Here is a 13,487-nt window from a genome sequence, read left to right as displayed (position 1 = left end):
GTAACCCTCCTGTGATTACTATCTCAAGTTACGAGGAACAACCTCTAAGCTTGTTGAAATGGTATTTCCTACGTTCGATCCAATCATGATCTCAAATTTGCCGGGCTCAACCGTCCACTGCAAATCAGAACCGACAAACTGCAGCTCCCGCGGAGTAATATGAAATTGAACGGTACGCATCTCACCAGGCTCAATATAAATCTTCTGAAATCCTTTTAATTCTCGTTCCGGGCGTGTGATTGTGCTAGTGCAATCTTTGATATATAGTTGAACAACCTCATGTCCAGCTACTTCGCCAATATTCGTAACCTCCACGGATACAGTACAAGAATCATCCAACTCTATTTGTGTCTGATCCAAGCGAATATGCTCGTATTGATAGCTTGTATAGCTTAGTCCATAACCAAACACATATTGCGGATGAAAGTCCACCTCGAGATAGCGATGACCTCTGGAGCGTTTCTTATTGTAGTAAATCGGTAATTGCCCTGGATGCTTTGGAATGGATAGTGTCAGCCGGCCGGATGGATTATAGTCCCCGTACAAAATATCAGCAATCGCATGCCCGCCCTGCTGTCCCGGGTACCAAGCCTCCAGAATGGCATCCGCATGCTCATCTACCCATGGCTCGACAATGGGACGACCATTGATATAGACAACAATCAGTTTTTTGTTCAAGCTGTGCAGCTCCTGCAGCAGATCAAGTTGCACACCGCATAAGTTCAGCTCTGCACGATCGAAACCTTCCCCACAATCCATATCACTAAGACTAAATTGATCCGTAATGACGGCAGCCCCTGTCTTCAAATTAATCGTACCTTCACCGAAATCACGGGCACTTGATCCCCCGACAACCGCAATAATGGTATCCGCTGCTGACGCCGCCTCCATTGCCAGCTCAAAGCCTGCTTTCGATGGATCTTTCACGCGGCAGCCCGGAGCATACAGCACTTCGCTGAGTCCTGCACATTTAGCACGAACCCCGTCCAAAACGGTAATAATGTGATGACGCTCCTGTGGTGAAGTATAGTCACCCAATTGATTATAAATATTGTTGGCATTCGGCCCAATAACAGCAATCTTACCAAGGGACGGAGAAAGCGGCAGAGCCTTATCATGATTCTTCAAAAGAATAATGCTTTCACGTGCAGCTTGTCGCGCCATCTCTAAATGCAACTGTTGTCCAACGACACGCTGTGCTGTAGCCGGATCAACAAAGGGACGTTCAAACAATCCCAATTCAAACTTCGCATGCAGAATTCGTTCGACTGCAAGATCAACATCGGAAATGTCAATCAGCTTTAGCCGCAATGCATTCATTAGACATCTGCCAAATGTTTCACCAGACATCTCCATATCCACACCAGCTTTAAGTGCAAGTGATGCTGCCTCTTCTTCGGTCTCACAAATCTGGTGACCGTGTTTAAGCTGGCTGATCGCACCACAATCCGTAATGACGAAGCCGTCAAAGCCCCATTGCTCACGAAGTACATCTGTTAACAATGCCTTGTTCGAGGTACAAGGAACACCATCGATCTCATTGTAAGCTGTCATAACAGATTTGGCCCCAGCTTCAATTGCCCTCTGGAAAGGCAGCAAATCCTTCTCCATTAACTCGCGTTTTCCCATCCGCACGGTGTCAGCATTACGACCACCATCCGAGCTGCCATACGCGACGAAATGCTTTAGTGTTGCCAGGATCGTATGGTCTGTATTTAATGAATCGCCTTGTAAGCCCCTCACTGCAGCAACTGCCATTTCACTATTCAAATATGGATCTTCCCCAAAGCATTCTTCTGTTCGCCCCCAGCGCGGATCACGTACAATATCTAGTACTGGGGAGTAGGTGGCTGCCCCTCCCCCAGCCCGAGTCTCTGCAGCCACTGCTTGGCAGATCTGCCGGAATAATTCCCTATTCCATGTACTTCCCATGGCAAGCGGTACGGGAAAGACGGTGTTGCCAATCGCCATATGACCATGAGAGCATTCCTCGCCCAGCAGAATCGGAATACCCAGACGTGTATGCTCAATCGCATATTGCTGGATCAGATTCGTTAATTCTGCGCCTTCCAAAGGTGACAACCCCGTTTCCAATGTTACCTCTGTCCAAGGATCTGCACGCAGCACACCATACAAAGAACCCACGCCACCGTTTGCAATTGCTTCCTTAAATACTTCTGTCAATTGAATCTTGCCTTCTGATTTCTCATACGCCTTCCAGCCAAAGGGCTGGAGGAGCTGCCCGATCTTCTCCTCCAGCGTCATTTGAGCCAATAAATCTATAGCACGCTCATGAATCGGCAAGGATGAATCTTTATATCTCATAGCTTACAATTCCTCCCGTTCACATGAACTAGAATTGTCTCCACGCCAGGATTCCTGCATTCATCCCCCGACACATGTCGAACGATACTTCAGGGTTGTTAAACTTCTCACCCCATGTAATGTAATAGCGGAATTCATAGAAGCCGCCAAGCGTAGCTGCAAAGTTGGTTTCCCAATAGTTATTCATCACCCAGGCGTACAAGTGTGCAGGGTCCTGTTCCAGTCTGGCATCGCCATTCAGGAGACGATATTTATGCTCCAAGGAGCCTAGTTGAATCAATGGAGTGTCTGGCATCGCAATCACAATACCTTGCTCCTTCGAAATATACGCAGCACCTTCACCAACAGCCGTATAATCAGCCAAGCTACCTGGCAATTGATCCTTACGCAGTCGAGTTAATGCATCCATCTTATCCACCCACAGATCCTGCGCTGGAGTTGTCAATGCGCCGCCAAACGGAAGTGAAATATACAAATTCTCAGGCTTCCACACACTCTCCTTATGCATACGTACCGCCACGTCCACACGCGGACGATCCGCATACACGGTTAAGAACAAGGAATAATGCTCGCAACCAGAAACTTCATAGGTTAATTGAATCATGCTATAAAGCTCTCCCTGTCCAACAATCACTGCACTTGTCAACATACCTGTAGATACAATCGCATCCGGACCTTTCCGATTACGGCCCATAAGACGGCGAACCTCCGTCATCTCGACCACCTTTGTGGCTGGCGTAACATCATATACCGGCGTGAATGCATGATGATTCCGGTCCGCACGCAGCAGCTCCTGCCCAGTCTGCTTATCCTTCCAAGAGGTGATTCCTTCACCCTTCTTCCATTCAATGCGTACAAATGGTGTTTCAGCATAGGTGGATGTCACATGGAAGTCCTTTACTTCATGGGTAACATGCAAATCCAATACACGATCCGACGCCACATAATCGTTCATATATGCGGTTTTGATTGTTGGCTTAACCGCTACGATATGAAGCACTTTTTCTTCCCGGGGCTCCAGCATGACCGGAATGGTTACAATCACCCCGCGATGCGCAAGACGCAGTTGAGATGGGAGCACCTCACCTGTATTGAAATCACGCACCTCAAACCCTTCTTTAATCTGCTCGTAATACCAACCCTCAAGAATAAGATGAGCATGATCCTCCTGAACATAGCTGTAGGGATTGCAAATTTTGAACTTCATCGGCCGACCCGGTGCAAGCAGTGCATCTCCCTTGGCTTCAAGGATTTCATACAACGCACGATGTGCAGCGGTGCTCGCATTTGCAGCGAACGCTTCCTTGCGCAGCCCTAACTCTTGAACAAACGGGTTCCAAGGCTCTGAAATCGAAGAATGATAGCCCCATGTGTGCTCAGCGAACATCGTTAATTGATATTCCATTTCTTTAATAGCTTCCGGGGATATGATGTCATAATTAGGATCCAGTCTTCTTACCTTTTGATACACCCGCTGTGCCTCACGGAATACTTGTACATGCTTTGGTGTCGAGCCAACCCCATCCGTCCACCAATCGGGCCAATCTCCGCGATAGACAGGAATATCTTCCGGGTGCTGTACTGCATGGGCACGGACCTCTGCAAAGAAGTCATCTAACGTAGCCATTTGAATTACAATACGCTCCCCATGCTTCTCGTTCCATTGCTGGATAAACTCTATGGCCGCCGCATTTGGCGGGTTATTATCCGTAGGCAAGCCTGAGAACATTGCCGGAAAGAAATCAAATGCATAGCCATCCTCTGTCAGACGATCGATATAACGCCCGATCCGTTGTTCAGCTATTTCAAAATCCGCGCCCTTGCTCATATCAAACTCATCTTTAATCGTATATTTACCGCCCATGCCAGGTACAAGCCCCAGATCATTTCCGAACACATAATGCTCTCCGCTCCACGTCAACAGACGATCCCCTGAAGGCATCTCCCACCAGAACGGCTGCTGCTTCTTCCAGCAAGGGAACATTCCGTGATGCGTATGAATACAGGTGGACAGATTCTGGATCCCATTATCCAGCAGGACCTGACCATACCCCCAGCTGAAACCGTTGATATCTGCTGTCATTGCCGATGTTACAGGAATTTTTATGGACTGTCCGTAATCACACACCCGCGCAATCATCGATTGGAACAACTCTTTACCAATTAATTCTGTCATATTTAGATAAGTCCCCGACAACCCGATAGCTCCCTGTCTCACACCTTCAGCGAACTCTATCTTCTCTTGCTCTGTCGCCTGCATCAGAAAGGTTTCAATCGGCCAAAATGTCTCACAAACCCACTTAAATCCTTGCCATTCCGGACGGCGTCCCGATTTGCTTTCACGTAAAATATGCAGGACCTGGCGAATGAAATTAACATGATACTGCTGAATTTTCTCCTGACGCTCTGTATACCCGATATCTGTATGAGAATGATGGATTGCGTATATTTTCCAAGGTCGTTTAACGGACATCTCGATCTCTCCCTATAGTTATTCTAACTAGCCATGATGCTGCGCTTTCTCTACTAATTCTCTAGCGGGTACTTATCCATATAGTCGAACAACTCATCTACAGTTGTGAACGCAACCCCTGTTACCGTATCAGCACAGCCATAGTAAATTGCAATTCGGCCTGTATCACCATCGGAAAGTGCTGCGCAAGGGAAGGTGACATTCGGCACATCTCCTACACATTCATACAATGTCTCTGGTCCAAGAATATAGTTCCGTGAGCGTCCTAACACCTTCCATGGCTCATGCAAATCTAATAAAGCAACACCCATCCGATAAACGAACCCGTTACATGTATTTATTACACCATGATAGATTAACAACCATCCGCGATCTGTTTCGATTGGAGCCGGTCCTGGACCAATTTTCTTCGATTGCCATGCAGAAGCGTCCGAGTTGATCGTACCCATCACGTAACGATGCTTTCCCCAGTACGTCAGGTCAGGGCTCTCACTAAAAAAGATATCTCCAAATGGTGTATGCCCTGTATCACTTGGACGGCTTAACATCGCATATTTTCCATTTATTTTGCGCGGAAATAATACACCATTCCGGTTGTATGGAAGGAAAGCGTTTTCTAATTGGTGAAAGGTTTTGAAATCATACGTATATGCGAGACCAATGGTAGGACCATGGTATCCATTACACCAAGAAACATAATATTTATCCTCGATTTTGCAGACGCGTGGATCGTAACGATACTCCCGCTTTGTTACATATTCGTCGCCTTCGAATTGAATCGGATTCTCATTAATCTCCCATTGAAGCCCGTCCTGACTGAAGCCAGCGAATATGTCCATACTTACAGATCTGGAGTCACAACGGAATACCCCTGCATATCCCTCTTCAAAAGGAATAACTGCGGAATTAAAAATACTGTTCGAGTTTAATTGTGCATCTCGCTGAATAATCGGATTATGGGTATATCGCCACACTGGAGCGTTATAGCCACTCGGCTTATCCTGCCAAGGAATATTTGATAGTGCTTCACCAATAATTTTGCTCATTTCATAAACTCCTTTCATGTGTACAATTGTGATCTGCAACAACGTTATCAGGATGTCTAACCCTGCTTGCACCCCTACTTTAAATCATAATAAAGCGCATTAAAAGGGAATTCATCCTGAATCTAACGTTTGTTGACTGAAGTATCATGTTTCTTAACTAATTGAACAGGTAGCATCACTTCACGCTCTCATTTAAGCCTCTATACAGTGCATCAAGCAGCGTGTGTGTCTTATCACAGCTATATTCCCAGAACATGGCGCCCGCAAGTCTTTCACGTTTGACATACTCACATTTATGTGTGATCGAATCCACGTCATCATAGGAAATAAACGTGTCTCCATTAAATAAAAACGGTGCTTTGGCCTCATCGTCCCAATGCCGTGTGTAGCCATTCTGATTGATGTAATTAGCAAACAGTTCTGTATATTCTGGGCCATAGCCACCTGTTGTGCCGGCCATTTGTAGAAATCCATGATTCTTATTCGGCACCTGCTTCCACATTCGGGAATAGAACGCCACGCCAATGACGATTTTCTCTCGGGGGACGCCTGCCTGAATGAACATATTCACCGATGCCTCTGTACTGATACGATACAAATCTCCTGTCGTATGAAATAAATTCGTATGATGTCCCGTTAGAATCTGGAATCCGCCACGCATATCGTAGGTCATCAGCTGTATAAAATCCAAATATCGCTGTACTTGATCCATCTCGGTGCCATCAATGTAATACTGATCAGCACCTGCCGCAATTGTAAGCAAGTAATGCCTGCCATCCGCTGTACCTTTCACATCTAGTGCATCTCGAATCGCCTTTAGTAGCAGTGTGAAATTGTATCTATCCTCCGGCGATGCTTCAATGTCCGCTTCACTGTAACAAGGATACTCCCAATCCAAATCGATTCCATCGAACGGGAAATCTGTTATCACTTGCACAGCCGACGCTGCGAATTTCTGACGTCCTTCTTCGGTATAGGCAGCCTCAGAGAAGCCCCCATTCCCCCATCCGCCAATGGAGAGCAGCAGCGTCAGATTCGGATATATCGCTTTCATCTCTTGTAGCTGGTTCGTGCATTGCAAATGCGCTGTTGTAATCTGCTCATCCTTCACATAACCAAATGCAACGTTGAGATGCGTTAACTTCATCAAATGGTCATGCGTTAACTCAGATAGTTTGGAGTCACTCACGTAGCCTGCTACAATCATTTGTTGATCCATCCCTTCACACCCTCGTTAAGATTTGAATCGCTTCCTTGCTCGCTGCAATCTTATATCCTGATGACATGTACCGAATCTGATCTTCACGGTCCACAATGATAAGATGGGGAAAGCCCGCTTCACTCGCTTGGGAAGATGCAAAGAATTCAGGTAATAGATTATATGTTGAATCACGAACAAACACTGTATTTGTCGGAAGATCGGGATAGTCCTCGGGACGAAACGAGACTGTCCATTGCTCTTCACCCACCACGAGAATGATGGGGGCACCTAGCGCATTGAACTCATGCTTCAACTCAGAGAGTTCACGAAGCAAATGCTTTGAAGGCTCTCGTTCCGGCTCCAGCCAAGCGACATAGGCGCTCTTTCCACCCAGAAGATCTGCAAAAGTCTGCTCCACACCTGTCCATGAGCTCAGCTGCTCAAGTCGTTTGACCTTGCCGTACACTGGAATTTCCAATGTAGATTGTCGATACTTCATGACCAGCTTCTTCTCTTCCCCTTCTGCAATATGAAAATAAGTGAGCTTTATAAGCACGGTGCCATCCTTTATTCGTACGCCTGTCGTCAGACGGTATGCTCCCTGCTCAACCTCAAGGGGTGTATCATATAGGTTATTTGCGCCATGCGGGTAACATAAGGTTTTATAAAAACCGTTCTCCAGCCGAGCTAAGGTGAAATTCTCATAGTAGGAAGCCGTTGGTTGGACTGTCCCTGCACCTTGATCACGATGAAGGATGAGAGTGCCGTTCGCTAATTCTATCCCGCCTCCAACAATGCCTTTTGTAAATTGAGCATCCACGAAAATATTATCCACCATAAATTGCGGCTTGGATTCAATGGGATGCAATCGCGCTGGGATTCCTAAACTACGACAAATGGATACGAACATGATATCCAGGGAACTGCGATCACCTACGCGCAATTCAAAGGTACCCACTGCCGTTCCCTTCCCTTTCAGATTCGGAAGGTCTGTCCATATATCCCACGTTTCATCTATGAATTGGACTAGCTTCGTTGGGTCCTGACGAAACAATGCCACTTCATCCGAAGTGAATGCTTGTTGGAAAAATGTACGATACGGTGTAATCATCTCGTAGTGAACACGAGGACGCAAAATGTAGGGCACGAACACTTTCTCTGTGAGCTCACCACGTACAGCAAGTGCACCAGCCACATGATCTGTAAGGGTTGGAATGAATGTGTCGATTAAATCCTTGTCATTACAACACTCTAATAACCGTAATACCCATTCTCCATACACGGATGTGGCTGCTTCCAAAAAGGCGGCTATCTCTACACTGTTACCACGTGCCTTCTGAAGCACTGTCCATACACGATCTTCCGGGAGACCCAGTGTTATCCCGAGCCTCCTCGCTGCTTCTTCTGTCACAAAAGTCACTTCATATTTCGCTCGAATCGAGATCCCTTCCTCCAAACGTTCATGATGTCGCTGGATACGAGTTTCAGACAGTTCCTCTATGACCTCACCTTCACACGCTGGAGGCGGTACCATATCATAATCGACCACCGTGCCTGCATCGGGCTGATTTTCTTGATCCAACACAAGCTCAACACAATCACAGGCCGCGACTGAAATTTTCACTTCCCCCCACTTCCCACTCTTTGCCGCACGAATCATGAGGTCACCGAGACCTGTTTTGAAGGTGGCTTCCCCTTGGGCATTGGTAGATAGGACGGCTATCGGGTAAAATTCGGCCATGTTATACACTTGGAACTGTACTTCTGCATCCTGCACAGGCTGCCCGAATTCATCCTTCACATGAACCGTAATTATCCGTGTGGATGCGTAATTTTCCAATACATTAATTTCAGTGAACCACTCATCTGCAAGCGTAATCTCTTCTGGACCTTGATAGTTAGCGAGAATACGTGTGTTAATTAACATCGCTCTACGCGCTGGAGGTCCAAACCACCCTTGATTAGGACGGGCTTCCGGTTCGCAAGCCCCAATAAAATACCATTCACCGTCTGCCCATGCCTCCACCCATGCGTGGTTATCATCACAATGAGCCCAACGTGGCGTATACACTTGACGTGCAGGTATACCTATACTGCGAAGGGCTGCCACAGCTAGTGTGGATTCTTCACCGCAACGCCCACGTGCATTTCGAATCATCGTTAATGGCGAAATCGTCCGCAAATCACTCCCAATGTACGTTGCCATTTCATGACACCAGTAATTCGTCTCAAGAATAGCTTCCGTCATAGTCAACTTACTAGTTCGCTTCTCTAATTGCTTATGAAGAATATGGCGGTGATCTTCAATGTTTTCGGTATTAACACGATAGGGCAGCACGAAATGTAAAAATATATGATCCGGTACTTGCCATGGCATATCTCGGCGAATCTTAAGTGTCGTTCTCACATGATTCAAGAAAAGCTCTCCACTGTAATCCGCCAAATCATTCACTGGCATATACGCATAGAGATACTTAAGTGCAATTATTTCTTCTTCCGTCAAGTCCTGTTCAAAGATTTGAAATAACTGCGTTGCACGTCTCTTGGCCAAAATCTTCTTCTCCTGAAACTTACGTTCAATCAGTTCCATATCCAATCACTCCTTCCAGAGAAACCCGTCCTCGCGAATGTAAAGACGGGACGTCTTATCTGATGTTGATGCAGATATTATAAAAGTTTTAGTCGTCGTTTCAATGCTTGGTTCAATGGTCCATGTATCCTCTTCACATAATGTAATAAAATCGGTTGTGAACATGCCGTGTGTTTCGTAATAGTTCCGCTCACGATAATAGAGCTTCCGTAATTCCCATTTGATATGTTCATCCCGAGGGATGTCGAAGTGATATGGACCCGCTTCATTCACGAATACAACATAGCCCCACAGTTCTGGATAATGCATATTAATGATTCCTTGTGGTGACCACACCCAATTATCCTCAGGATAAGGCTTTCCTGTGTCGGGGTTGTGAAGCTTAAGATACTTATCATCGACAACCTCGGTCTGCCATTCAACACGTGAAAAATTAACACGCCAAAACTCCCCAGCGTATGGTGATCGTCGATCCGTGGCACATTCTTTTAAACTATTCCATGGTATTGCAACTTCAACCGTCCATTTCCGATTGTCAGCGTGCGGGTTATTTAACTCACCTTCGATATGAACAGCCGTCTTCAAGCCTTGGATATCCCAACCGTTGATTGGAGGACCTCCGTCACGATAAGGTTTCACAAGGAGTAAGTCCCATACCGTGTTCAAGGCGTTAATCTCAAACTCGTAATACTGATGGGAATCTCCTGTCGGATCTATAAAAATCTCAAAATCATTGTCGTAAAAAATAACGGAATCACGTTCTGTCAGCGTTCCCCAGATCTGATCTTCCATCAGCTCTGCACCAAAGTAAAAATACTCATCATCCCACAGCATCTTTACTCTCGTATCCTTTCCTGGCATCGGACGCAGATCTCCTTCAATATCCACAAACTTTTCTGTCCATGCTGCATGCTGCCAAAAGGGCTTATCTAGCTTCCCATCCAAGACAAGCGACTCCGTCGCTCGTCTGCACAGATAATGCTTGGGGGCGTATGAAACCATGTGAGGCGCTGGTACTCCACTTCGATTTACCATGTGAATGCTCCTCTATCCGTTAATGTACTTTAGTTGTGCGTTACAACTGCGCCTGAGCCGCCGTACATCTCAATTTCTTCATCGAATTCCAATTTAAGCACTGTCACTTGATCATGCATTTCTTCAGGTGTTATATGAATCCAAGTTGTACCTGGTATGTGAAACCACGGCACACCACCGTGAATTTCATGGGTGAGCTCCTTGCCTGAGTGAAGCACCGTAATCTTTGTAATGGGATTACACAGCCCTTTGAGGCAAATGTTCTCCCTAGGTGTATCGTAAACGAAGAGGTACAAGTTCTTCTTATCCGGAGACAATGTACTGCCACCTAAATAATAGCGTGTCATAATACCCTCTTGTGTTCCATAGATGGCTTCTTCATGTGTACGTATCCAATCACCTAGTCCGAGCAAGATCGCTTCCTGCCTAGGATCAATCGTTCCATCCTCCATGGGCCCAATATCTAACAGCATATTCCCGCCCATGCTGATACAGTCACAGAACATTCGGATCATTTGATTCAATGATTTATAATTGTGGTCTGTATGCACATAACCCCATGACGTATTTATCGTCGTGCAGAATTCCCACGGACCTTCCGGACGCGTAATGGGAAGACCTTGCTCGGGCGTCTTATAATCCCCATACCCTTGCAAGCGTGAGTTTATAATAAGATCAGGATTAAATGATTTCAGATAATCTTTGAATGCTGGCAATCCCCACTGCTCTGCGCTTCGTTCCCAATCCCCATCGAACCATAACAGATCAACCTGACCATAATCCGTTAACACTTCTCCCAGTTGGTTACGGTTAAATGCCAGAAATCTCTCCCATCGCTCTGGATCTTGGACACCATCCATCGGACTTGAATAACGATTTACCTGACTCAAGTCATCTGGTACGACGCCTTTCTCATACACTGATGGATAATCAGGATGAGACCAGTCAATGAGGGAGTAATACATCCCTACGCGAAGACCCTGATCTCGAATCGCCTCAGACCACTCCTTAATAATATCTCTCTTGGCAGGTGTCGCCTTCATAACGCTCAAATCACTGAACTTCGTATCAAATAAGGCTACTCCGTCATGATGCTTCGTCGTTAGAACAGAATACTTGGCTCCTGACTTCGCAATCAGCTCTGCCCAATACTTCGCATCAAATTTAGAGGCCGTAAAGCCATTCAATTGCTTCATATAGTCCTCATAAGACATTCTCCCGTTATAGAAAGACCATGATTCTGCAACTCCTTGTACCGCATAAATCCCATAGTGAATGAAAATTCCTAGCTTTGCATCGGTGAACCACTTCTGCATCTGCTCTTCCTCCCATAGTTAACTCGTTATTTTATGCGAAATACATGTGCAATTGGGGAAATTCCCGTAAGCTCGCTCTCTGGTAAATGAACGATCAATCCAGTTGTTGTTCGTTCGAATGTTAGATTCTCTTGTCCGCCAACAAGATCTATTTGCGTCACAGCCTGCTCGAGTGAAATACAAATCTCACTGATCACGAGCTCCTGCTCTTTTGAGTACAGATGGATAGCATAGATGACATCGCCTTTTTTCGTGAAATGTGTATTTCCAACGGAGTATGGCGCACATATGCGTGTTCCATAAATCGCCTCACCATGGACTTTGAGCCAACTGCCCATTCCTTTCATCCGATCCATCGCTGCTCTTGACAAGCGGCCATCTGGTTGTGGTGCGACATTAAGTGCCAGGTTACCACCTTTGGCTACAACTTCAACGAGCAAATGAATTAATTGACGTGTCGTCTTGTAATGATCCTCATACCGATAAGAGAACGCAGTCCCCATCGTAATACAGCTTTCCCATGGGATATGCAGGGGACGCGCGGGCAACGTTTGCTCTGGTGTAACGACATTCTCATAAGGTCCGCCAACGGTACGGTCTGCACTTAGTAGCCATGGCTGATGCTGACGTGCCTTCTCCACCACTTCACCCAACCGAATATCCTGTGGATTATTCTTATTCTGTGGACACACCCATCCCGCATCCAACCAGAGCATTTCAATCCGACCATATTTCGTCATCAATTCCATGATCTGATCATGTGTGTACTGTACGAATTGCTCCCATAGCCATGGATAATCTTGTGTTGGATACGAAGGACCTCGATTCATGAACGTCCCCGTCTCCATACCTGGGGCCCAGTATGTTGGTGTGTGCCAATCCGCTTTGGAGAAGTAGGCAGAGATCCCAAGTCCCTTGGCCCGAAAAGCATCAAATACGTTCTTACAAATATCCGCGTACTTATGTGCATGGAAGGGACAATCCTTACCCGTGATGCGATAATCTGTTGTCTGCGTATCCCACATACAGAAGCCATCGTGATGCTTCGTTGTGAAATTTAAATATTTGAAGCCACCTTCTGCAGCAACCTCTGCCCACTTCTCAGGCTCAAAACGGAGCGGATTAAAGGTTTTATTCAGCCCGAAGTATTGCCGCTTCAGCTCCGTCGAATCAACCCCCCAATCAATATCGTCCCGTGACCAATCTCCATCTTTATCACAAAGCGCCCACGATTCAACAAGTCCAAGCTGCGAATAAGGTCCCCAGTGCATCATCAAGCCCAGCTTCTGATCCTTGAACCATTCCAGCTGATCTAATAGCTGCGAATCCTCCGGCTTAACGTACTCCTCCTCTGTGCTGTAATTGTGAACTCCTTCAACAACAATTTGCTCCTCGACAACATTAGCGTCACTCATTTGCACGACCTCCATGCAGCTCTTCTGAGGCTGCGATTCTATTGATTTAGTATGATATATTTTCAAAAAAACATTTGACATAAAAA

Annotated in this window: 8 protein-coding genes; all 8 read right to left on the bottom strand. The window is 46.1% G+C overall.

Going from position 1 to position 13,487, the window contains the following annotated elements:
- Positions 1-18 precede the first annotated feature (18 nt).
- The gene (locus ACN6KS_RS08510; protein ID WP_440961791.1) at positions 19-2,325 is read right to left on the bottom strand and encodes a glycoside hydrolase family 3 N-terminal domain-containing protein; all 2,307 of its coding nucleotides are present in this window, start codon (positions 2,323-2,325) and stop codon (positions 19-21) included.
- A 28-nt stretch (positions 2,326-2,353) separates the two neighbouring features.
- A complete protein-coding gene (locus ACN6KS_RS08505; protein ID WP_440961790.1) occupies positions 2,354-4,798 on the bottom strand; it encodes a glycoside hydrolase in 2,445 nt (814 codons plus the stop codon).
- Positions 4,799-4,851: 53 nt separating this feature from the next.
- Positions 4,852-5,844 (bottom strand): glycoside hydrolase family 130 protein, encoded by a 993-nt coding sequence (locus ACN6KS_RS08500; protein ID WP_440961789.1) that lies wholly within the window; start codon positions 5,842-5,844, stop codon positions 4,852-4,854.
- Positions 5,845-6,019: 175 nt separating this feature from the next.
- On the bottom strand, positions 6,020-7,063 hold the full coding sequence (locus ACN6KS_RS08495) for a glycoside hydrolase family 18 protein (protein ID WP_440961788.1): 1,044 nt from the start codon (positions 7,061-7,063) through the stop codon (positions 6,020-6,022).
- A 4-nt stretch (positions 7,064-7,067) separates the two neighbouring features.
- On the bottom strand, positions 7,068-9,635 hold the full coding sequence (locus tag ACN6KS_RS08490) for a transglutaminase domain-containing protein (protein ID WP_440961787.1): 2,568 nt from the start codon (positions 9,633-9,635) through the stop codon (positions 7,068-7,070).
- A 6-nt stretch (positions 9,636-9,641) separates the two neighbouring features.
- Positions 9,642-10,670, bottom strand: coding sequence for a carbohydrate-binding family 9-like protein (locus tag ACN6KS_RS08485; RefSeq protein WP_094874573.1), 1,029 nt, complete (start codon positions 10,668-10,670; stop codon positions 9,642-9,644).
- 29 nt (positions 10,671-10,699) lie between these two features.
- Positions 10,700-11,986 carry an alpha-L-fucosidase gene (locus tag ACN6KS_RS08480; RefSeq protein WP_341134152.1) on the bottom strand — a complete coding sequence of 429 codons (1,287 nt, stop codon included), beginning with the start codon at positions 11,984-11,986 and terminating at the stop codon, positions 10,700-10,702.
- Positions 11,987-12,012: 26 nt separating this feature from the next.
- On the bottom strand, positions 12,013-13,401 hold the full coding sequence (locus tag ACN6KS_RS08475) for an alpha-L-fucosidase (protein ID WP_440961786.1): 1,389 nt from the start codon (positions 13,399-13,401) through the stop codon (positions 12,013-12,015).
- Between the last annotated feature and the right edge of the window lie 86 nt (positions 13,402-13,487).

It is taken from the genome of Paenibacillus nitricinens, from assembly GCF_052056485.1.
In the GTDB taxonomy this organism is placed as follows: domain Bacteria; phylum Bacillota; class Bacilli; order Paenibacillales; family Paenibacillaceae; genus Paenibacillus_AQ; species Paenibacillus_AQ nitricinens.
This window is presented reverse-complemented; position numbering and strand designations above follow the sequence as displayed.